Annotated in this window: 23 protein-coding genes; 18 read left to right on the top strand and 5 right to left on the bottom strand. The window is 73.0% G+C overall.

Annotation, left to right across the window (positions count from 1 at the left end; all coding sequences use genetic code 11):
* Positions 1-12: 12 nt before the first annotated feature.
* The 10 genes from ACWEFJ_RS25080 to ACWEFJ_RS25035 all read left to right on the top strand — a co-directional run bounded on the left by ACWEFJ_RS25080 (position 13) and on the right by ACWEFJ_RS25035 (position 8,186).
* Positions 13-435, top strand: coding sequence for a hypothetical protein (locus ACWEFJ_RS25080; protein ID WP_378090201.1), 423 nt, complete (start codon positions 13-15; stop codon positions 433-435).
* A 149-nt stretch (positions 436-584) separates the two neighbouring features.
* On the top strand, positions 585-896 hold the full coding sequence (locus tag ACWEFJ_RS25075) for a WXG100 family type VII secretion target (protein WP_378090203.1): 312 nt from the start codon (positions 585-587) through the stop codon (positions 894-896).
* An 82-nt stretch (positions 897-978) separates the two neighbouring features.
* Entirely contained in the window at positions 979-1,263 is a 285-nt protein-coding gene (locus ACWEFJ_RS25070; RefSeq protein ID WP_378090205.1) for a WXG100 family type VII secretion target, read from the top strand.
* 281 nt (positions 1,264-1,544) lie between these two features.
* The gene (rplM, locus tag ACWEFJ_RS25065; RefSeq protein WP_033436749.1) at positions 1,545-1,988 is read left to right on the top strand and encodes a 50S ribosomal protein L13; all 444 of its coding nucleotides are present in this window, start codon (positions 1,545-1,547) and stop codon (positions 1,986-1,988) included.
* Complete coding sequence (rpsI, locus tag ACWEFJ_RS25060; RefSeq protein ID WP_378090207.1) at positions 1,985-2,545, top strand: 30S ribosomal protein S9; 561 nt, start codon at positions 1,985-1,987, stop codon at positions 2,543-2,545. Before rplM ends, rpsI begins: the two co-directional genes overlap by 4 nt.
* Positions 2,546-2,660: 115 nt before the next feature.
* Positions 2,661-3,995, top strand: coding sequence for a phosphoglucosamine mutase (gene glmM, locus ACWEFJ_RS25055; RefSeq protein WP_449715249.1), 1,335 nt, complete (start codon positions 2,661-2,663; stop codon positions 3,993-3,995).
* Between the two features lie 25 nt (positions 3,996-4,020).
* Positions 4,021-4,386, top strand: coding sequence for a hypothetical protein (locus tag ACWEFJ_RS25050; protein ID WP_449715248.1), 366 nt, complete (start codon positions 4,021-4,023; stop codon positions 4,384-4,386).
* A 169-nt stretch (positions 4,387-4,555) separates the two neighbouring features.
* A complete protein-coding gene (locus ACWEFJ_RS25045) occupies positions 4,556-4,858 on the top strand; it encodes a hypothetical protein (protein WP_378090211.1) in 303 nt (100 codons plus the stop codon).
* Complete coding sequence (locus ACWEFJ_RS25040) at positions 4,858-7,728, top strand: WXG100 family type VII secretion target (protein ID WP_449715247.1); 2,871 nt, start codon at positions 4,858-4,860, stop codon at positions 7,726-7,728. Before ACWEFJ_RS25045 ends, ACWEFJ_RS25040 begins: the two co-directional genes overlap by 1 nt.
* On the top strand, positions 7,725-8,186 hold the full coding sequence (locus ACWEFJ_RS25035) for a hypothetical protein (protein ID WP_378090215.1): 462 nt from the start codon (positions 7,725-7,727) through the stop codon (positions 8,184-8,186). Before ACWEFJ_RS25040 ends, ACWEFJ_RS25035 begins: the two co-directional genes overlap by 4 nt.
* Before the next feature lie 509 nt (positions 8,187-8,695).
* On the opposite strand, the gene ACWEFJ_RS25030 is transcribed toward ACWEFJ_RS25035, so the two are convergent.
* Entirely contained in the window at positions 8,696-9,511 is an 816-nt protein-coding gene (locus tag ACWEFJ_RS25030; protein ID WP_378090217.1) for a dienelactone hydrolase family protein, read from the bottom strand.
* A 134-nt stretch (positions 9,512-9,645) separates the two neighbouring features.
* Between ACWEFJ_RS25030 and glmS the strand changes: the two genes are divergently transcribed.
* The 5 genes from glmS (at position 9,646) to tsaE (ending at position 15,770) form a co-directional block, all read left to right on the top strand.
* Positions 9,646-11,508 (top strand): glutamine--fructose-6-phosphate transaminase (isomerizing), encoded by a 1,863-nt coding sequence (glmS, locus tag ACWEFJ_RS25025; protein ID WP_378090219.1) that lies wholly within the window; start codon positions 9,646-9,648, stop codon positions 11,506-11,508.
* A gap of 15 nt (positions 11,509-11,523) precedes the next feature.
* On the top strand, positions 11,524-12,918 hold the full coding sequence (locus ACWEFJ_RS25020; protein ID WP_449715246.1) for an NAD(P)H-hydrate dehydratase: 1,395 nt from the start codon (positions 11,524-11,526) through the stop codon (positions 12,916-12,918).
* A gap of 184 nt (positions 12,919-13,102) precedes the next feature.
* Positions 13,103-14,215: an alanine racemase gene (gene alr / locus ACWEFJ_RS25015; protein WP_449715245.1), complete on the top strand. Its 1,113-nt coding sequence runs from the start codon at positions 13,103-13,105 to the stop codon at positions 14,213-14,215.
* A complete protein-coding gene (locus ACWEFJ_RS25010) occupies positions 14,212-15,315 on the top strand; it encodes an alpha/beta fold hydrolase (protein ID WP_378083181.1) in 1,104 nt (367 codons plus the stop codon). Before alr ends, ACWEFJ_RS25010 begins: the two co-directional genes overlap by 4 nt.
* Positions 15,312-15,770 (top strand): tRNA (adenosine(37)-N6)-threonylcarbamoyltransferase complex ATPase subunit type 1 TsaE, encoded by a 459-nt coding sequence (gene tsaE, locus ACWEFJ_RS25005; RefSeq protein WP_378083183.1) that lies wholly within the window; start codon positions 15,312-15,314, stop codon positions 15,768-15,770. The genes ACWEFJ_RS25010 and tsaE overlap by 4 nt, the downstream gene beginning before the upstream one ends.
* Positions 15,771-15,789: 19 nt before the next feature.
* On the opposite strand, the gene ACWEFJ_RS25000 is transcribed toward tsaE, so the two are convergent.
* Genes ACWEFJ_RS25000 through ACWEFJ_RS24985 form a run of 4 tightly spaced genes read right to left on the bottom strand, consistent with a single transcriptional unit; the run spans position 15,790 to position 19,034 of the window.
* Complete coding sequence (locus tag ACWEFJ_RS25000; protein WP_378083185.1) at positions 15,790-17,013, bottom strand: carboxyl transferase domain-containing protein; 1,224 nt, start codon at positions 17,011-17,013, stop codon at positions 15,790-15,792.
* Positions 17,010-18,335 (bottom strand): acyl-CoA synthetase, encoded by a 1,326-nt coding sequence (locus ACWEFJ_RS24995; protein WP_378083188.1) that lies wholly within the window; start codon positions 18,333-18,335, stop codon positions 17,010-17,012. The genes ACWEFJ_RS25000 and ACWEFJ_RS24995 overlap by 4 nt, the downstream gene beginning before the upstream one ends.
* 34 nt (positions 18,336-18,369) lie before the next feature.
* Positions 18,370-18,675: a thioredoxin family protein gene (locus ACWEFJ_RS24990; RefSeq protein WP_378083191.1), complete on the bottom strand. Its 306-nt coding sequence runs from the start codon at positions 18,673-18,675 to the stop codon at positions 18,370-18,372.
* On the bottom strand, positions 18,663-19,034 hold the full coding sequence (locus ACWEFJ_RS24985) for a MerR family transcriptional regulator (protein WP_378083194.1): 372 nt from the start codon (positions 19,032-19,034) through the stop codon (positions 18,663-18,665). Before ACWEFJ_RS24985 ends, ACWEFJ_RS24990 begins: the two co-directional genes overlap by 13 nt.
* 72 nt (positions 19,035-19,106) lie before the next feature.
* On the opposite strand from ACWEFJ_RS24985, the gene tsaB reads away from it, so the two are divergent.
* Genes tsaB through tsaD form a run of 3 tightly spaced genes read left to right on the top strand, consistent with a single transcriptional unit; the run spans position 19,107 to position 21,281 of the window.
* A complete protein-coding gene (gene tsaB / locus ACWEFJ_RS24980) occupies positions 19,107-19,781 on the top strand; it encodes a tRNA (adenosine(37)-N6)-threonylcarbamoyltransferase complex dimerization subunit type 1 TsaB (protein ID WP_378083196.1) in 675 nt (224 codons plus the stop codon).
* 11 nt (positions 19,782-19,792) lie between these two features.
* Positions 19,793-20,236, top strand: coding sequence for a ribosomal protein S18-alanine N-acetyltransferase (gene rimI, locus ACWEFJ_RS24975; RefSeq protein ID WP_378083380.1), 444 nt, complete (start codon positions 19,793-19,795; stop codon positions 20,234-20,236).
* Positions 20,229-21,281 carry a tRNA (adenosine(37)-N6)-threonylcarbamoyltransferase complex transferase subunit TsaD gene (gene tsaD / locus ACWEFJ_RS24970; protein ID WP_378083198.1) on the top strand — a complete coding sequence of 351 codons (1,053 nt, stop codon included), beginning with the start codon at positions 20,229-20,231 and terminating at the stop codon, positions 21,279-21,281. Before rimI ends, tsaD begins: the two co-directional genes overlap by 8 nt.
* The last annotated feature ends 19 nt before the right edge of the window (positions 21,282-21,300 follow it).

The following is a 21,300-nucleotide window of genomic DNA, read 5'->3' as shown; positions in this document are numbered from 1 at the left end:
GTGGGGACTGTGATGACCGGCATCCCGGAGGCGTTCGCCCGGTTCCGCGCCGACCTCGACGCCGCCGTGACCAGGGGCCGGCGCGCGGCCGCCGCCGCGGGCGAGCGGAACGCGGCCCTGCGCGAGCGCAACCGCCGGCTCGCCGACCAGGCCAGGGCGCGGGAGGTCCGGCCCGACCGCCACGAGCCCACGTCGCCGGACGTGCGGCGGGTCGCGACCGGGTTCCGCCACCACCGCGGCCTGCCCGTCGAGGAGCTGCCGGCGGGCGCGGAACTGCTCGCACCGGAGAAATCGCGAGAGCAAACGGACGCGAATGCAAATTCGGCGCCGCCGGCGCCCGTGCTCGGTTCTCGCGCGGTCGCCGGGCCGAGCGGCCAACTACCGCCGCACAACGACGATGACGAGGACTTTTCGCAAGCGCGAATCCTCTACTGAGAGCGTCCCGACGCCTCTCGCGTTTACAACCGCAACGACTTCCGGAGAAGTCACGACAGCGTGGAACCGACCATGGCAAGGTCTGCGTCGTAAGAGGCGTACGGATCGAGTACGCACACCTGATCTCATCGACCAAGGGGGTCGCACCCATGGCTGGTTACTCCACCGGACATCCCGAGCTCGTCGGCGCCGCGAAGGACATCGTCAGCACCAACGAGGGCATCCAGGGCATCCTCGGGCAGCTCGGCGCCACCATCGACGGCCTGGCGCCCGCGTGGAAGGGTGGCGCCGCCGAGGCGTTCGCCAAGCTGATGGAGCGGTTCCGCGAGGACGCCGACAAGCTCCAGAAGGCGCTGATGGACATCGCCGAGCAGATGGACCAGGGCGCGGCCACCTACCTCCAGCAGGAAGAGGAGCAGGCGGCGGAGATGTCGAACATCACGAGCCGCCTCGGTATGTGATCCGACGGAAATTGTCCGTCCGTTCATCACGCAGCAACCCTTTTCCGCTTCTCTTTTCTGACTTCACTTCCTAGGGGAGACTATGGACATCAAGGTCGATTTCGGTGCCCTGAGCAGCGCGGCGAGCGACATCAGCGGCCAGGCCGCCAAGGTGGACTCCGAGCTGGACAACCTCAAGAGCCGCCTCGCGCCCGTCATCGCCCAGTGGGAAGGTGGCGCGTCGGCCGCGTACCAGGACGCGCAGCGCCGCTGGGACGAGTCCGCCGCCGGCCTCCAGCAGGTGCTGGCCCAGATCGGTTCGGCCGTCGCCTCCGCCACCGAGGCGTACCAGGCCGCGGAGCGCAAGAACGAGGGCCGCTGGGGCTGAGCCGCCTCGCGACCCCTGCGCGGGCCCCGGGACCGTCACGGTCCCCGGGGCCCGCGGGCGCGTTCCGGCCCGGTTCGCCAGGGCGTTCGAGCCGGCCCCGGCCGGTCGGGAGGGGGGTCGTTTTGACCGGTGCCGACCCCACCCGGTATCTTCCTACGTTGTTGTGCGGTAACTGGCGCGCTCTATGCGTGCCTCGTGTTCTGGTCCTCTGCCCACCTGGGGTCTCTGGCCTGAGCAGCCGCCGCAATGACCCCAGACGCAAGTGACGACGAGGTAGACCCGTGCGCACGTACAGCCCGAAGCCCGGCGAGGTGACCCGAACCTGGCACGTGATCGACGCCCAGGACGTGGTGCTCGGTCGGCTCGCCACCCAGGCCGCGACGCTGCTGCGCGGCAAGCACAAGCCGACCTACGCCCCCCACGTTGACACCGGTGACTTCGTCATCGTCATCAACGCGGACAAGGTGGCGCTGACCGGCAAGAAGCGTGATCAGGAGTTCGTGTACCGGCACTCCGGTTTTCCGGGCGGCCTGAGCCAGCGCTCGTTCGGCGAGGTGCTCGACACCCGTGCCGACCGGCTGGTCGAGAAGGCGATCAAGGGCATGCTGCCCAAGAACCGCCTCGGCCGCGCGATCGCGGGCAAGCTCAAGGTCTACACGGGCCCGAACCACCCGCACGCTGCGCAGCAGCCGCAGCCGTTCGAGATCAAGAAGGTCGCCCAGTGACCGAGCAGCAGACCGAGGACATCGCCGTGACCCCTGAGGCCGAGTTCGACGCCGTCGAGGCGGAGGCCACCGAGGTGGACGCCACCGACGCCGAGGCCACCGAAGCCGACACCGCGGCCGACGAGGTCGAGGCCGCCCCCGTCGTGCGGCACACCCTCAACGCGGGTGCGCACCACCTCGCGCAGACCGTCGGCCGCCGCAAGCAGGCCATCGTCCGCGTGCGCCTCCTCCCCGGCACCGGCAAGTTCACCCTGAACGGGAAGTCCCTCGAGGACTACTTCCCGAACAAGGTGCACCAGCAGCTCATCCGCGAGCCCCTGGTGACGACCGAGAAGCCGGAGACGTTCGACGTCATCGCGAACCTGCGCGGCGGCGGCACCACCGGCCAGGCCGGCGCCCTGCGCCTCGCGATCGCGCGCGCGCTGATCGCCGTCGACTCCGAGGACCGCCCGGTGCTGAAGAAGGCCGGCTTCCTCACCCGCGACCCCCGGGTCAAGGAGCGGAAGAAGTACGGCCTCAAGAAGGCCCGCAAGGCGCCTCAGTACAGCAAGCGCTGACCTTTCCCAGGTCGAGCGAGCACCACCACGCGGGAGCAGTCAGTTCTTCGTCGAACTGCTGCTCCCGCTGTGCGTTCCCGCCCCTTTTTCCCCGCACATGGAGGTCACGGCGATCATGGCTCGGCTGTTCGGCACCGACGGCGTACGAGGTCTCGCCAACGCGGACCTGACCCCGGAACTCGCGCTGTCCGTCGCCGCGTCCGCGGCACGCGTGCTGGCCGAGCACGACCGCTCGCACCGCCCGGTCGCGGTCGTCGGCCGCGACCCGCGGGCCAGCGGCGAGATGCTGGAGGCCGCCGTGGTGGCCGGCCTGACCTCGGCGGGCGCGGACGTGCTGCGCGCCGGCGTGCTGCCCACCCCGGCCGTCGCCTACCTGGTGTCCGCCCTGGGCGCGGATGTCGGCGTGATGATCTCCGCCTCGCACAACCCGATGCCCGACAACGGCATCAAGCTGTTCGCCGCCGGCGGGCACAAGCTGCCCGACGCGGTCGAGGACGAGATCGAGCAGAAGCTGGGCGAGCGCGACCACCGCCCCACCGGCGCGGGCATCGGCCGCGTCCGCGACATCGAGGACGCCGAGGGCCAGTACGTGCAGCACCTGGTGAAGGTGACGCCGCACCGCCTCGACGGCCTCAAGGTCGTCGTGGACTGCGCGAACGGCGCCGCGTCCGTGGCCGCGCCCGACGCCTACCGCCGCGCCGGCGCCGAGGTCGTCGAGATCCACGCCACCCCGGACGGCCTCAACATCAACGACGGCTGCGGCTCCAACCACGTCGAACTGCTGCGGGCCGCCGTGGTCGAGCACGGCGCGGACCTGGGCATCGCCCACGACGGCGACGCGGACCGCTGCGTCGCGGTCGACGCCGACGGCAACGACCTCGACGGCGACCAGGTCATGGCGGTGCTCGCGCTCGGCATGAAGGAAGCCGGCGAGTTGACCGACAACACCCTGGTCGCCACCGTGATGAGCAACCTGGGCCTGCACCTGGCGATGCGCGAGCACGGCATCTCCCTCAAGACCACCGCCGTCGGCGACCGCTACGTGCTGGAGGAGCTGCGCGCGGGCGGGTTCGCGCTCGGCGGCGAGCAGTCCGGCCACGTGATCCTCCCGGCGCACGCCACCACCGGCGACGGCCTGCTGACCGCGTTGCGCCTGATGTCGCGGATGGCCGAGACCGGCAAGCCCCTGGCCGAGCTGGCGGGCGTCATGCGCCGCCTGCCCCAGGTGCTGATCAACGTCGTGGTCGGCGACAAGGCCGCGGTGGCCAGGGACGCGGCCGTGAACGAGGCGGTCGCCGCCGTGTCGGCCGAGCTGGGCGACACCGGCCGGGTGCTGCTGCGGCCGTCCGGCACCGAGCAGCTCGTGCGCGTGATGGTCGAGGCCGCCACCCACGAAGTGGCGGAAGCGGCGGCGCAGCGACTCGCGGGTGTGGTTTCCTCGGTGCGCTGACGGGCGAGTCGTTCGGGGGTCGGGGATGGGCAACTTCGGGTTCGTCGAGCTGGCTATCATCGCGGTGGTGCTGGCCGCCATCGTCGTGGGCGTCGTCGTGCTGGTGAAGAAGGCCGGCGGCAAGCAGGCGCAACACCCCCACCCGGGGCAGCACCCCGGCCAGTACCCGGGCCAGCAGTACCCGGGTCAGCAGTACCCGGGCCAGGGGTATCCCGGTCAGCAGTACCCGGGCCAGGGGTATCCCGGTCAGCAGTACCCCGGTCAGCAGGCACCCGGCGGGCACCACCCCGGCCCGCCGCCCCAAGGCGGCCCGTACCCCGGCGGCCCGGGCCGGCCGCCGCACGGGCAGCAGCCGCCCCCGGGCCACCAGCCGCCTCCGCCGCCGCGGTGACGGCGACGCCCCGCGTCGCCGTTTACACCTGCAAGGACCAGCGCCGTTCCGCCGTCGGGCGGCCCGGCGGCCTGCCACGATGGGAACCGCACGCCGAAGCGTCACGTCGAAACGGGCGAGTCGTCGAGTTGGGTCGTGGCCTCAGCGCCACGGAGGGGAGTGGAGCGCCGTGGCCGGTTACGGCACCAGTACCGAGGCGATGCGAAAAGCCTCGAAGGGCATTTCCGATGCGGCGAAGGAGACGGCCGACGGCTTGAAGGACGTGGGCCAGACGCAGACGGTCGCCCGCGATTTCGGCGAAGCGCACCAGCAGCACTTCACCGGCTACAAGGCGGGGATCGACAACTTCGGCAAGGGCATCGCGAACATGGCGAGCGTCCTCGGCGGGTTCGCCGGGAAGATCGCGTCCGGCGCCGGCACCTACGGCGACGTCGAATCCACCAACGCGGGCGACCTGGGGAGCCAGTACTGATGGCCGATCCGAGCTGGAACGACGTCAAGGCCGTTCTCGACGACCCGAACGTGTCGGAGGACAAGAAGGCGGAGCTGATGCACGCCTACGTGTCCGAGACCGCGCCGTGGAACATCCCCGACGAGGCGAACACCTACAAGGACCGCTACGACACCTCCAGCCTGTGGGACTGGGGCGACGGCGCGTCCGCCGACAACGGCCTGCGCAACCGCTACGACGAGGCCAAGGCCGAGGGCGAGTCCAACAGCTACAACAGCCGGGAGCAGACTAAGGCCGTCGAGGACGGCCGGCGCGACCTGGACTCCACGCAGCCGCCCACCGCGTCCGGCTCGGGCGTGAAGCTCTCCGACGAGCTGCTCGACGCGGGCAAGGCCGGGCTCAAGGTGTTCGAGAAGTTCGAGGGCATCTGGAACAACCGGCCCGGCGACTGCCTGGGCAACACCACGGCGATCAACTACGCCGAGCAGATCCAGAAGCCCTACGACGAGCAGCGCGGCATCAACTTCCACAAGCTGCTCATGGAGGCCGACGAGTTCGGCGCCGCCAAGACGAAGATCGACGAGATGCGCACCGAGGTGGACGGCCACCTCAAGGGCCTGTACGCGGAGTGGGAGGGCCAGGCCGCCACCAAGTCCCACGAGCACTACACCGGGCAGATCGCGCCGAAGGTCACCGAGCTGGCGGACGCGTTCGACGGCGCGGCCAAGCTGACCCGTTCCGCGGTCCGCAACGTGTACGACCTGGTCAAGAGCAAGGCCGACGAAGTACTCGGCATGTACCGGGAGCAGATCGGCCAGGCCGACACGTTCATGGCGGAGAAGGTCGTGTCGTTCGCGCGCGGCGAGGGCGACTACTCCAAGGACCGCGTCCTGGAGATCGCCGGCTGGGTCGACTCCAAGACCGGCAGCAACATCGCCGACCGGATCCACTCCGACGACTGCAGCCTGAACGACGAGAACCGCGACTACGCGATCAACCAGTGCAAGAAGTGGATCCGCGACTCGTTCAACCGCGAGTTCTGGCAGCTCTACGAGCAGTTCAAGTCGTGCTGCACCGAGACCAAGTCCTCCGTGGACGCCCAGTGGGAAACGCTCGCCAACTACATGGCCGAGTTCGACAACCCGTTCCCCGCGCCCGCCTCCGACGAAGGCGGCGACAAGGGCGGTGACGACAAGGGTGGCGACACCGGCGGTGGCACGGGTGGCGGCGGTGGCACCGGTGGCGGCACGGGTGGTGGCGGCAGCGGTTCCGGCGGTGGCGGAGGCTCGCCGTCCCTGCCGGAGATGCCCAAGCCCGAGAACCCGCTCGACAAGGACGGCGACGGCAAGCCGGACGACATCAAGCTGCCCGGCGACACCGACGGCGACGGCAAGATCGACGACCTCGACGGCGACGGCAAGCCGGACGACCAGGACGGCGACGGCAAGCCCGACGGGCTCAAGGGCGAGGAGGAGCCGCCCGAGACCGTCACCATCAGGAGCGGCGACAACGAGATCAAGATCACCGAGCCGGACGAGAACGGCCACGTGCAGATCACCGTGGACACGCCGCAGAGCGAGCCCAAGACCTACGACGTCGACTTCAGCAACAACCCCGACGCGCTGAAGGCCCTGATGGGCCAGAACGGCGGGGCGGCGCTGGCGGGCGCGTTGGCCGGCGCGACCTCGACCACCGGCACGGCCGTGCCCGGCGGCACGCCCGGTGCGAGCGGGGCCGCGTTCGGCGTGGCCGGCCAGGGCGAGGGCGGCGCGAACGGCGCGATCCCGATCGAGGCCGGCGCGGACGGCAAGGCGTTGATCGAGCTGGACGGCCTGGCGATCACCGCCGAGGTGGACCCGCTGACCGGTGAGATCAACCTCACCGTGGACAACGGCGACGGCACGCCCGAGCAGTACGGCGTGGAGCTCGGCGAGGACACCGCCGACACCGGCACGCCGGGCATCCCGGGCCTGGACAACGCCGTGCCGCTGCCGGCCGACGTGACCACGATGCCCGCCGAGGCGGAAACCCTGATCGGCCGAGGCGAACCGGCCGTGGCCGGCTTCACCGAGCCGCAGGCGGCACCCGCGGGCCAGGGCTTCGCGGGTGGTTTCACCGAGCCCCAGGCAGCGCCCGCCGGTCAGGGCTTCGCGGGTGGTTTCACCGAGCCCCAGGCGGCCCCCGCCGGTCAGGGCTTCGCCGGTGGTTTCACCGAACCGCAAGCGGCCCCCGCCGGCCAGGGCTTCGGTGGCGCGTCGGTCGGCGGCTTCACCGAGCCGCAGGCGGCCCCGATGCCCGCCGCGGGCACCGTCGCGGGCGCACCGGTCAGCGCCGGCTTCACCGAGCCTTCGTCGTTCCAGGCGCAACCGGCGTTCCAGTCTCAACCGGCGTTCCAGGGCCAGCCCGCTTTCCAGGGCTTCGCCCCCGCGGGCCAGTTCGACGGCGGCGTCCCGCACTACAACACCGAGGGCACCACGTCGACCTCCGGCGCGTCCGTGCTGGGCAGCGGTTCCGGTTTCAACAGCGCGGACTCCGTGCTGGGCGGCGGGTCGTCGTCCGCCGGGGACAACACGTGGAACAGCCCGTCGACCAACTCCGCCGACCAGGGCCTCGCGTCGGACACGAACGCGTCCCAGGCGGGCCAGGCCGGTTCCGCGACGTTGCCGTCGATGCAGGACTCCCAGGTCGCGGGGCAGCCCGGCGGCTCGGCCGTCGGTGGCGGCATGATGGGCGGCGGGATGATGGGCGGCGGCATGGCCGGCGCGGGTCAGCAGGGTGGCGGCGGCGACAACGAGCGCAGCCCGGGGCAGTGGCGCACGACCGGGTCGCTGTTCGACGACGACGTCAGCCTCAGCCGGGTCCAGGGCGTGCTGGGTGAGGAGGGCCGATGAGCGCCGCGTCGGAGCGGCTGGCCGCGGCGATGAGCCGCTTGGACCAGATCTCGCGGGAGCACGCGGACCGGCGTGAGCTGCGCGAACGCCGCACCCGTGAGGCGAAGGAGCAGGCGAGCGCCAGCTTCGCCAAGCAGGGGGAGACCGCGCAGAAGATCGTCGAGCGGCTGGAGGAGGCCGAGAAGGCCCAAAAGGCCGCCGGCGGCTGGAACACCAAGGCGGCGACGGAGAAGAAGAGCGGCGAGTACAAGTTCGGCGCGGAGGACGACGAGCCGACCTACGAAACCCCACCGCCGCTCACCACGGGCTGGTCGCCGACCCCGCCGACCACCCCCATCCCGACCCCCGTCACCACCCCACCCCCGCCACCACCACCGCCTGCGGCCCGCCCGTCCCCCCGCCGCCCGACCCCGGTGGACGACGACGACGATTTCGGCGGCCAAAGCTGGCTGACCTGACCTGACCTGGCTCTACCTCCGCCCCCTCGACCAGCCAACCGACACGATCGGGCGAACATCGCCCGAAAATGTACGGAAACACTGTTACCGCACCTCGGTTGATATGGACCGCCCGCCAACCACGGCCCCGTCGCGACCACCACTCACGACGACCCGCCACCCGGCACCGGTCCACCAGCCAGACGTCGAGGGGTCGGAGGAACCAGGACCATGCCAGCAGCCCCACACTCGCCCGCCCTTGCACGCGACGCCCCCGAACACACGGGGAGACGCCCCGGCACACGGCGGAACGGGCTCGCGCACACGACGCAATGAGTTCGCACACACGACAGCCCGACGCTGCCCGGCGCATGCCCGGCCCGGCGCACGACAGCCCGGCCCGGCGTGGCCCGGCTCACGTGACCGCCCGAACCCCCGGCTCGCCGACCGCCACCGCCCAGCCCGCCGCCGACGTGGCGCAAGCGCTTGCCCGACGAACCCGCGGCCGGGCTGGGGTCGCCGGGCTGGGGTCAGCGCGGGACCAGCGGGCCGCGTTGGAAGCTCAGGACGGCACCCCGCACGTCGCCGTCCAGCAGCGCGTCCCACTGCTTCTCGCCCTTCAGCGTGCGCAGCAGGAACGCCGTCATCAGCGCCCGCGCCAGCCTCTGCGCCGCGCGCTCGCCCTTGCCGTCGAGCAGCAGCTCGCTCCAGTGCCGCCCCTCCGCGAACCCCAGGTGGCTGGCCTTCGGCAGCGACCGCAGCTGCACCGGCCCCTGCCAGGCCTCGGCGATCGCCTCCGCGTGACCGACCGGCGGCGCGATCCGGTCCTCGCCGGCCGCCAGGTGCAGGCCGGGCACGGTGACCCGTCGGGCCGCGTCGAGCGCGGACGGCCGGGTCTCCGATGCGGCCAACGTCACGACCGCCCGCACGCGCGGGTCGTCCGCCGCCGCGAGCACCGCCGCGCCGCCGCCCATCGAGTGGCCGGCCACCGCGAGCCGGGACGGGTCGACGCTGATCGCGCCGTCGCCCAGCCGCACGCCGGTGCACACGTCGAGGGTCGTCCGCAGGTTCCCCGCCAGCAGCCGCGACGACATCAGCGGCCCGCGCTGGGTCCCCGGCGCGGCGGCCACGAAACCCCAGGACGCCAGGTGCCGGAGCAGGGCGCGATAGCGGTTGACCGGCTGCAACCAGCCGTGGCCGAACGCCACGGCGGGCAGTCCCAGCCCGGTCGCGGGGGTGTAGACCAGGCCCGGTAGGCCGACCAGCGCCAGATCGCCGCGCAACACGGTGTGCTCACCGGGCCTGCTGAGCTGGTCGAGCACCTGCTTCGCCGAGTAGCCGCTCACCACGCGAACGGTAGTCGATCGAGGTCGCGCCGCGCACGCTCCAATTGGTCTACACCAATTCCCGTGCCCACCAGCGGAAACGCGGGGAAGTGGCCCGTTCGAACAGCGGCCCTGGTCTAGTTACGCTGTGCGGCGTGTGCGGAATCGTGGGATATGTGGGACACAGGTCGGCGCTCGACGTCGTGCTCGACGGGCTGCGGCGGCTCGAGTACCGGGGCTACGACTCGGCCGGCGTCGCGGTCCTCGACGGTGACGGCGGCCTGGCCGTCGAACGCAAGGCCGGCCGCCTGACGAACCTGGAGGCCCGCCTCGACGAGGTCGGGCGCGACGCCTTCACGGGCACCGCCGGCATGGGCCACACCCGCTGGGCGACCCACGGCGCGCCGATCGACCGCAACTCGCACCCGCACCGCGACGTCACCGGCCGGGTCGCCGTCGTCCACAACGGCATCATCGAGAACTTCGCCGCCCTGCGCGCCGAACTCGAAGCCGACGGCGTCGAGATGGCCAGCGACACCGACACCGAGACCACCGCGCACCTCATCGCCCGCGCGTACGACGACGGCGACACCAAGGGCGACCTGGTCGCGAGCGTCCGCTCGGTCGTGCGCCGCCTCGAAGGCGCGTTCACGCTCGTCGTCACCCACGCCGATCACCCGGACGTGGTCGTCGCCGCACGCCGGTCGTCACCGCTGGTAGTGGGCGTCGGCGACGGCGAGACGTTCGTCGCCAGCGACGTGTCGGCGTTCATCGAGCACACCCGCGAGGCCGTCGAGCTGGGCCAGGACCAGGTCGTGGTCATCGACCGCGAGGGCTACCGCGTCACCGACTTCGACGGCGCGGACGCGCAGGCCAAGCCGTTCACGGTCAACTGGGACCTGTCGGCCGCCGAGAAGGGCGGCCACGAGTACTTCATGCTCAAGGAGATCGAGGAGCAGCCGGAGGCGCTGGCCAACACGCTGCGCGGCCACTTCCGCGACGGCCGCGTCGTGCTGGACGAACAGCGCCTGTCCGACCAGGACCTGCGCGACGTGGACAAGGTCTTCGTCGTCGCCTGCGGCTCGGCCTACCACTCCGGCCTGGTCGCCAAGTACGCCATCGAGCACTGGACGCGACTGCCCGTCGAGGTCGAGCTGGCCAGCGAGTTCCGCTACCGCGACCCCGTGCTGGACCGGGACACGCTCGTCGTCGCCGTCTCCCAGTCGGGTGAAACCGCTGACACGTTGGAGGCTGTCCGGCACGCACGGTCGCAGAAGGCGCGCGTGCTGGCGGTGTGCAACACCAACGGCGCGCAGATCCCGCGCGAGTCCGACGCCGTGCTCTACACGCACGCCGGCCCGGAGATCGGCGTCGCCTCGACCAAGGCGTTCCTCGCCCAGATCGCGGCGAACTACCTGGTCGGCCTGGCGCTGGCGCAGGCCCGCGGCACGAAGTACCCCGACGAGGTGGCGCAGGAGTTCCACCAGCTCGAGGCCATGCCGGACGCCGTGCAGAAGGTGTTGGGCACGGTCGAGCAGGTCCGCGCCCTCGGCCGCGAGCTGGCCGACTCGAAGGCGGTGCTGTTCCTCGGCCGCCACGTCGGCTACCCGGTGGCGCTCGAAGGCGCGTTGAAGCTCAAGGAACTGGCCTACATGCACGCCGAGGGCTTCGCGGCGGGCGAGCTGAAGCACGGTCCGATCGCGTTGATCGAGGAGGACCTGCCGGTGGTCGTGGTGATGCCGTCGCCGAAGGGCCGAGCGGTGCTGCACTCGAAGCTCGTGTCGAACATCTCGGAGATCCAGGCACGAGGTGCGCGCACGATCGTGATCGCTGAAGAGGGTGACGAGACGGTTCGCCCGTTCGCGGATCACCTGATCGAGGTGCCGGCGGTGTCGACGCTGCTCCAGCCGTTGATCTCCACCGTGCCGCTGCAGGTGCTGGCCGCGGAGATCGCCCGCAGCCGCGGTTACGACGTGGACAAGCCGCGCAACCTCGCCAAGTCCGTCACGGTCGAGTAGGGCAGGCTTGGCCCCATGCGGGGTCTGTGGACGACGGATCGGGTCAGGGCGGCGGAAGAGCGCGTCATGGCGGTCGTGCCGGCCGGCGCGCTGATGCGCCGGGCGGCGTTCGGCGTGGCGGTCGTCGCGGCGGAGCTGCTGGCCGGGAGGCGTCGGGTCGGCCTGCTCGTCGGCGCGGGCAACAACGGTGGTGACGCGCTGTGGGCGGGGTACTACCTGCGCAAACGCGGCGTGGCTGTGTCCGCTGTCCTGCTGTCGCCTGATCGCGTGCACGCGGAGGGCTTGGCTGCGTTCCGTCGCGTCGGCGGTCGGGTGGTCGACCGCCTGCGCGCCGTCGACCTGGTGATCGACGGGATCGTGGGGCTGTCCGCGCGCGGCCCGTTGCGCCCGGACGCCGCCGAGCACGTGGCGCACCTCGACGCGCCCGTGCTGTCGGTGGACCTGCCCAGCGGCATCGACCCCGACACGGGCGCGATCCCCGGACCGGCGGTGCGCGCGCACACCACCGTGACGTTCGGCTGCCTCAAGCCCGTGCACGCGCTGGCCGACTGCGGGGACGTGCGGCTGGTCGACATCGGGCTGGCCGGCGAGCTGCACGGGCCGGACCTGGTCGAGCTGGACGTGGACGACGTCGGCGCGGCGTGGCCGGTGCCGGGGGCCGAGGACGACAAGTACACGCAGGGCGTGACGGGCATCGCGGCCGGTTCGGCGACCTACCCCGGCGCGGCGGTGCTGGCGACCGGTGCGGCGTTGCTGGCCACGTCGGGCCTGGTGCGGTACGCCGGTGCGGCGGCGGAGCCCGTGCGGGCGCGGTGGCCGGAGGCGATCTGCACCGGGTCGATCACGGACGCGGGCCGCGTGCAGGCGTGGGTTGTGGGGCCGGGGTTGGGCACCGGGCTCGGGTCGGAGGCCGTCCTGCGGACGGTGCTGGAGGCGGGCGTGCCGGTGTGCGCGGACGCCGACGCGATCACCATGCTGGCCAACAACCCGGACCTGTGGGACGCGCGCGACCCCGACACGCCGTTGGTGCTGACGCCGCACGACCGCGAGTACGAGCGGTTGGCCGGGCCGGTCGGCCCTGATCGGGTGACGGCCGCGCGGAAGGCGGCGGAGCGGTTCAACGCCGTCGTGCTGCTGAAGGGGCACGCCACCGTCGTCGCCGGGCCGGACGGACGGGTGCTGGTCAACCGGGCGCGGTCGTCGTGGGCCGCGACCGCCGGTTCCGGGGACGTGCTGTCCGGGGTGCTGGGCTCGCTGCTCGCCGCCGGCCTCGACCCGGTGCTGGCCGCCGGCTGCGCCGCGAAGGTGCACGTCCTCGCGGCCGAGCTGGCCGCCGACGGCGCGCCGATCCCGGCCACCTCGCTGCTGGCCGCGATCCCCGACGCCATCCGGGCCGTCCGCCCGCTCTAACCCCCGCGTGTCCTACGTTCGCGTCACGCGTGTCCTACGTTCGGAACACCCGAGTTGAACGCTCAGGTGCAGCGGCCGCGTTCCGAGCGTTCAACTCGGGGTACGCGGACGTAGGACACGCGCGTTCCGGACGTAGGACACGCGCGATCGAGGGTGGGGTGGTTGTGTCACCATGAACGGCGTTATGGCTGCTCCTCGCGCTGAGGTCGTGATCGACCTCGACAACCTCCGGCACAACGTCGCCCACCTCGACGCCCTCGCGCCGACCGCCGACACGATGGCCGTCGTCAAGGCGGACGGGTACGGGCACGGCGCGGTGGAGGTGGCCAGAGCGGCCGTGGAGGCGGGCGCGACGTGGCTGGGCTCCTGCTCCCTCGCCGAAGCCCTCGCGCTGCGCGCGGCCGGGATCACCGCGCCCATCCTCGCCTGGCTCGACCCGCCCGGCACCGACTACGCGCCCGGCGTCGAGCAGGACGTCGACCTGGCCGCGTCCTCCCTCGGGCAGCTGGAGGCGATCTCGGCGGCGGCGGACAAGGCCGGTCGGACGGCCCGCGTCCACCTCAAGATCGACACCGGCCTGTCCCGCAACGGGTGCCCGGCCGCCGACTGGCCGGAGCTGGTCGAGCGGGCCGCCAAGACCCACAACGTCGAAGTTCACTCGATCTGGTCTCACCTGGCCGTGGCGGACGAGATCGGCCACCGGGCCACCGACGCCCAGGCCGAGCGCTTCGACGACGCCTACCGCGAAGCCGTCGCCGCGGGCCTGGACCCGCGCCGGCACATCGCCAACTCGGCCGCCCTCCTCACGCGCCCCGACCTGCACCTGGACCTGGTCCGGCCGGGCATCGCGATCTACGGCCTGAACCCCGTGCCGGCGCCGACCGACCTGCGCCCCGTGATGACGTTCCGGTCCTCGGTCGCCCTGGTCAAGCGCATCCCGGCCGGTGAGTCGGTGTCCTACGGCCTGAGCTGGACCGCGACCACCGACACGACCCTCGCCCTGGTGCCCGTCGGGTACGCCGACGGCGTGCCGCGCAGCCTCTCCCACCGCATGGACGTCTGGCTGGCCGGCCGTCGCCGCCCGGTCGTCGGCCGGGTCTGCATGGACCAGGTCGTGGTGGACTGCGGCGACGACGCGGTGGTCGAGGGCGACGAGGTCGTGCTGTTCGGCGCGGGCGACCGCGGTGAGCCGACGGCCCGCGAGTGGGCCGACAAGACCGGCACCATCGACTACGAGATCGTCACCGGCATGTACCGACCGCGTGTCACCCGGAAGTACGTGGGGACACGCTGGTGAACACGGTGTGGAAGGCCGTCGGTTGGGCCGGCGGCATCCTCGGCGCCGCTGCGACCGGTGTCGCGGTGGGCGTGGCCGCCAACCAGAAGAAGGTCTCGCACGACCGCCTGCTCGCCGACCCGCTCGCCGACGAACCGCTGGGCCGCCTCACCCCGACCCGCGAGTCCACCGTCGCGGCGGACGACGGCGTGCCGCTGTCGACGGAGGAGGTCGACCCGGACGACGGCGGGAAACCCGAGGTCACGGTCGTCCTCGTGCACGGTTTCGCCCTGGACCGCCGCTGCTGGCACTTCCAGCGCCGCGACCTGGCCGCGCTCACCGGGCCGCGGGTCCGCCAGGTCCTCTACGACCAGCGCAGCCACGGCCGGTCGGGCCGGTCCACGGCCGAGGGCAGCACCATCGAGCAGTGCGCCCGGGACCTCGACGCGGTGATCCGCTCGGTCGCGCCCGACGGCCCGCTCGTGCTGGTCGGCCACTCCATGGGCGGCATGACGATCATGGCGCTGGCGGAGCAGCGGCCGGAGCTGTTCGCCGACCGGGTGCGCGGCGTCGCGCTCGTCGGCACGGCGGCCGGCGCGGTCGGCGGCGCGGGCCTGCCGAAGTCGGTGCTGTCGCGCTACAACCCGGTGACGCTGGGGGTGGGTCGGCTCGCCGGCCTCCAGCCGGGGCTGGTGGAGTGGGTGCGGCGGCGCGCGTCCACGCTGACGTGGAGCGGGATCCGGGCGCTGGCGTTCGGCAGCGGCCCGGTCAGCCCGTCGCTGGTCGACCTGATGGCCAAGATGATCAACAGCACCACGGTGCAGGTGCTCACCGAGTTCCTGGAGACGCTCGGCACGCACAACCGCTACAAGGCGCTGGCCGGCCTGCGGCACTGCGAGGTGCTCGTGATCAGCGGGGACGCGGACAGGCTGACGCCGTTCTCGCACGCCGAGCGGATGGCCGAGGAGATGCCGCACGGCGAACTGGTCCGCGTGCCGGGGGCGGGCCACATGCTCATGTTGGAACAACCCGACCTGGTCACCGGGCACCTGGTCGGACTGGTTCGGCGCAGTGCCGCCGAACGGTCGGGAAGCGGGCGGCAGTGGTGGCGACGAGCGTGAGCGTGACGCTCCCCGAGGTGCACGACACCGAGGAGTTCGGGCGCAGGCTGGGTGGTCTGGTGCGGGCCGGTGACCTGGTGCTGCTGTCCGGCCCGTTGGGCGCGGGCAAGACGGCGCTGGTGCGCGGCCTGGCCGACGGGTTGGGCGTGGCGGGCCGGGTCAGCTCGCCGACGTTCGTGATCGCGCGCGTCCACGAGCCCGCGCCCGGTGGTCGCGGTGTGCCGTTGGTGCACGTGGACGCGTACCGGATCGGTGGTCACCTGGACGAGTTGGACGACCTCGACCTGGACACGGATCTGGTGGATGCCGTGGTGGCCGTCGAGTGGGGCGAGGGCGCGGCGGAGCGGTTGTCGGAGGACCACCTGCTGATCAGGCTGGAACGGCGGGACGACGACGTGCGGATCGCGCACCTGCACCCGCACGGGGCGTGGGTCGACCGGGAGTTGCCCGCCTGATCCGGGGGCGAGGACGCTTTCAGGCGCTCCCCGGCTCCGCGATCCCGCGAACCACGCCCAACTCGACCAGGTCCTGCGGCCTCAACCGGAGATCGTCCGCGAGCCGCCGCACGTCGTCCCGCTTCAGGATCGCCGCCGCCAGTTCCGGCGCGATCACCGAGAAGTAGGCGTCCGGCGCGATCCACGTGCGCTCCGGCGACGACAGCGCCAGCGCGCCACCGGACCCGCCCTCCCCGACGACCAGCGTGGTGATCGGCACCGGGGCCTCGGCAACGGCCGCGAACAGGTCCGCGATGGCCGCGCCGACCCCGGCGCGCTCCGCCGCCGGGTCGTTCGCCGCGCCCGGCGTGTCCACCAGCGTCAGCACCGGCAGCCCGAACCGCCCGGCCAACCGGATCACCCGCGCGGCGGTGCGGAACCCGGCGGGCGTGGTGGCGGCGCCGGTCTGCGCGGCGTACGCGATCGCCCGCCCTGCCCGCCGCCCGATGCCGCACAGCATCCCGGGGTCCACGCCGCCGGCCCGGTCGCCGCCGAGCGGCACGCGCAGGTCGAAGTAGTCGTCCAGGTAGGCCGCCGCACGGGGGCGTTCCGGGGCGCGTGCCCGCCGCACGGCGCTCCACCCGTCCGCCGGCAGGTCCCCGGCCCCCAGCGCACGGGGGACCTCGGCGGGCGCGGTGTCGGCGCGGGCCAGCAGGGCGAGGACCGTCGCCACGGTCGCGTCGACGTCCTCGGGCGGGACGACGAGGTCCACCGTGCCGGCCGCGAACTGGCCTTCGGCGGTGTACGCGGGGTCGTCCACGGGGCGCACCCGGCTGCCCGCGAAGCCGACCTGCGCGCCGGCCACCGCCACGACCACGTCGGCGCCCGCGCCCAGCGACGCCCACAGGCCGCCGGTGGTGGGGTCGCGCAGCACGGACACGTGCGGCAGCCCGGCCGCGCGGTGCTCCGCGCACAGCCGCGCGACCCGCTGGAGCTGCCGCAACGACAGCATCCCCTCCTGCATCCGGCTGCCGCCGGTGGCGATCCGCGACACCACGGGCAGCCGCGCCGCCCGCGCCTCGGTGAACGCCTCCTCGATCACCGCGCCGGTCGCCGTGCCCACGGAGCCGCCGAGGAACCGGAAGTCGAACACGACCTCCACCGCGCGCGGACCCCGCCGCCAGGTCACGGACTCCTCGCCGCCGGTCCGCTCCCGCGCCCGCCGGAGCTGCTCCTCGTAGCCCGGCCAGCCCAGTGGGTTCACCGCAGCTCCCGCTTCAGCACCTTGCCCATGTCGTTGCGCGGCAACGCGTCCAGGTACCGGACCACGCGGGGCCGCTTGTGGGGTGACAGCAGCCTGGCCACGTGGTCGCTCAGCACCTCCGGCGCCGGCGCCTCGCCCCGGGCGACGACCCACGCCACGACCCGTTCGCCCAGGTCGTCGTCCGGCTCGCCGGTGACCGCGACCTCGGCCACGGACGGGTGCTCCAGCAACGCGTTCTCGATCTCGCCCGCGCCGATCTTGTACCCGCCGCTCTTGATCAGGTCCGTGGCGCGCCGGCCGACGATCCGCACGTAGCCGTCCGGGTCGACCACGGCCAGGTCGCCGGTGCGGAACCAGCCGTCGCGGAACGCCTCCCGGGTGGCGTCCGGCCGGTTCAGGTACTCCAAGAACAGGTTCGGCCCGCGCACCTCGATCTCGCCGGGCTCGTCGCCGACGACCCGCAGCTCGACCCCGTCCAGCGGCAGCCCGACGGTGCCGGGCCGCCGGTCGCCGTCCGCGCGGACGCTGGTGTTCATCAACGTCTCGGTCATGCCGTACCGCTCGACCACGCGCTGCCCGGTGAGCCGCTCGATGCGCTCGTGCACGGCCGCGGGCAGCGGGGCCGAGCCCGACACCAGCAGCCGGGCCCGCCCGAACGCCTCGGCGTGCTCGGGTTCGGCGGCGATCCGGTGGTACATGGTGGGCACGCCGAACAGCATCGTGCCGCCGTCCCGCAACGCCGCCGCGGCCTTCGGCACGCTGAACGACCCGAGGTGGTGCACGGTCCCGCCGCGCCGCAACGGCCCGAGCACGCCCACGCCCAGCCCGTGCACGTGGAACAGCGGCAGGCCGTGCACCACCACGTCGTCCGCGGTCCACGCCCACGCGCGGGCCAGGGCGTCGAGGTTCGTCGCCAGCGCCCGCCGGGGCAGCACGACGCCCTTGGGCGGTCCCGTCGTCCCGCTCGTGTAGACGATCAGCGCGGGCGCCTCGCCGTCCGGCTCGGGCAGCTCCACCGGCGGACCGGACGGCAGCTCGTCGTCCACCACGAGGTCCGGCGCGCTGTCGGCGAGGATGTGCGCCAGCTCGCGTTCGCCGACCTTGGGGTTGAGCGGCACCACCGGCACGCCGGCCAGCAGCGCGCCGACGACGGCCACGCACGTCTCGGGGGTGGACCGCGCCCACACCGCCACCCGCCGCCTGCCGACCAGCCCGTGCGCGACCGCGCGCGCCTCCCGGGCCAGTTGCTCGTACGTCAGCTCCCGCTCGGGGAACCGCAGGGCGATCTTCGACGACGGAGAGGCCAGCGCCGGCAGCAGCATCCACCAACAGTGACCTCATCCGTCGTCGTGCGCATCACAAGTGTGGTTCGAGCCACGCCATCAGGTGGATCTTCGGCCGAGCGCCCACGGTCTGTGCCACCAGCTCGCCGTCCTTGTAGAGCTGGAGCGTCGGCGCGGACATGATCCGCTGGTCGCGGGCGGTGCGCGGGCTCGCGTCCGTGTCGACCTTGACCACGGTCAGGTCGTCGCGCTCGCGGTCCAGCTCGTCCAGCACCGGCTCCAGCATCCGGCACGGCCCGCACCAGTCGGCGCGGAACTCGACCAGGACGGTGCCCGTCCGGGTGGCCTCGGTGAACTCGTCGTCGGTCAGCGTCCGCACGGTCCGCTCCTCTGCTCGGCGTCCTGAAGTTGCGCGCGCACCTGGTCGCGGGTCGCCTGGAGGCGGGCGATGCAGTCGTCCAGCTCGGCCAGCTTGCGCCGGTACACCTCGACGGACTCCGCGCAGGAGTCGCCGGTGGTGTGGCCCTCGCGCAGGCACTCGACGAACGGCCGGGTGTCCTCCAGGGCGAACCCGATGCCGGCCAGCGACCGGATCTCCGCCACCAGCCTCAGGTCGTCCTCGTCGTACTCCCGCTGCCCGTTGGGCCCGCGCCGGGCGGGCAGCAGGCCGAGGGACTCGTAGTAGCGCAGCGCCCGGGTGGTCGTGCCACCCCGCCGCGCCAGTTCTCCGATGCGCACGTCCCCGATCCTCCGACTTGACGTTGACGTCAACACAAGTGTTGCCCACGCCACCCGATACCCTTGTCAGTTGTGCTGGTGCTCGCCTTGGACACCGCCACTCCGGCCGTCACGGCCGGCGTGGTGGACCTGACCCCCGACTCGCCCCCCCGGCTGCTCGCCCAGCGGGTGACGGTGAACGCGAAGGCGCACGGCGAGCTGCTCACCCCGCACCTGCAGGAAGCGCTCGCCGAGGCCGGGCGCCGGCTGTCCGACCTCGACGCGATCGTGTGCGGCTCGGGCCCGGGGCCGTTCACCGGCCTGCGCGTCGGCCTGGTCACGGCCGCCGCCCTGGGCCAGGCGCTGAACCGGCCCGTCTACCCGGTGCCGACGCCGGACGCGATCGCGCTGGGCGCCGCCACCGGCAAGCCGCTCCTGGTCGCCACCGACGCCCGGCGCAAGGAGGTGTACTGGGCGGCCTACGACGCGGCCGGCCGGCGCACCGACGGCCCGCACGTGGACCGGCCCGCGGACCTGGTGGCGAAGCTGCCCGCGGTGGCCGCGGCCGCCGGCGAGGGCGCGGAGCTGTACGCCGACGTGCTCGGCCTGCCGCTGGTCGAGGCGCGCCACCCCCAGCCGGTGTCGCTGGTCGCCGCGGCGGCGGCCGAGCTGCTGGCCGGCGCCCGCCCGGCCGCGCTCACCCCGCTCTACCTGCGCCGGCCCGACGCCGTGGAGCCGGTCGGCCGCAAGCGGGTGACGAGGGCGTGAGTTCCCCCACCGTGACGATCGCGCCGCTGCGCCACGAGGACGCGGCGCGGTGCGCGCAGATCGAGCAGGACCTGTTCCCGGGCGACGACCCGTGGAGCGAGAACGCCTTCCGCAGCGAGCTGGACCACGGCAACTTCTACGTCGGCGCGTACCTCGACGGCGCGCTGATCGGGTACGCCGGGCTGGGCCTGACCGACTTCGAGGCGAGCGTGCACACGATCGCCGTGGTGGCCGACCACCAGGGCACGGGCGTGGGCAGGACCCTGCTGCGCGCGTTGCTGGCCAAGGCCGACGAGGCGGGGCTGCCGGTGTTCCTGGAGGTCCGCACGGACAACGCGCGGGCGATCGACCTCTACCTGGCGCACGGCTTCGAGCACCTGGGCGTCCGCCGCCGCTACTACCAGCCGTCGGGCGCCGACGCGTACACGATGGGAAGGCCCGCGAACCGTGACTGACCGGCTGATCCTCGGTATCGAGAGCTCGTGCGACGAGACCGGCGTCGGCATCGTCCGGCTCGGCGCGGACGGGTCGCTGGAACTGCTCGCCGACGAGGTCGCGTCCAGCGTCGAGGAGCACGCCCGCTTCGGCGGCGTCGTGCCCGAGGTGGCGTCCCGCGCGCACCTGGAGGCGATGGTGCCCACCATGCGCCGGGCGGTGGAGAAGGCCGGGATCGCGCTGCGCGACGTGCACTCGATCGCCGTCACCGCCGGTCCGGGGCTCGCGGGCGCGCTGCTGGTCGGCGTGTCGGCGGCCAAGGCGTACGCGGCCGCGCTGGACAAGCCGCTCTACGGCGTGAACCACCTCGCGGGCCACGTCGCCGCGGACACCCTGGAGCACGGCCCGCTGCCGAAGCGGTGCGTGGCGCTGCTCGTCTCCGGCGGCCACTCGCAGCTCCTGCTGGTCGAGGGCCTGGCGGAGAAGATCACCGAACTCGGGTCCACCGTGGACGACGCGGCGGGCGAGGCGTACGACAAGGTGGCGCGGCTGCTCGACCTGCCCTACCCGGGCGGTCCGCCGATCGACGGGCTCGCCAAGCAGGGCAACGGCTGCGCGATCGCGTTCCCGCGCGGGCTGACGGGGCCGCGGGACGCCAAGTACGACTTCTCGTTCTCGGGCCTGAAGACCGCGGTGGCGCGCTGGGTCGAGAAGCGGGAGCGCGCGGGAGAGGAGATCCCGCTGGCCGACGTGGCCGCGTCGTTCCAGGAGGCGGTGGCCGACGTGCTGACCGCCAAGGCGATCCGGGCGTGCCGGGACCTGGGCGTGGACACGCTGGTGATCTCCGGCGGGGTGGCCGCGAACTCGCGCCTGTCCGGTCTGGCGGCCGAGCGGTGCGCCGAGGCGGGCATCGAGCTGCGCGTCCCGCGCCCCCGGCTGTGCACCGACAACGGCGCGATGATCGCCGCCCTGGGCGCGCACCTGGTCGCGGCCGGCGCGAAGCCCTCCGCGCTGGACCTCTCCACCACCCCCGGCCTGCCCGTGGGCACCGTCCAGATCCTCTGACCCCCGCGCGTGTCCTACG

This window comes from Actinosynnema sp. NPDC004786 (genome assembly GCF_053601135.1).
Note: the sequence above shows the minus strand (reverse complement) of the source record. Positions and strands in the feature narration are given on the sequence as shown.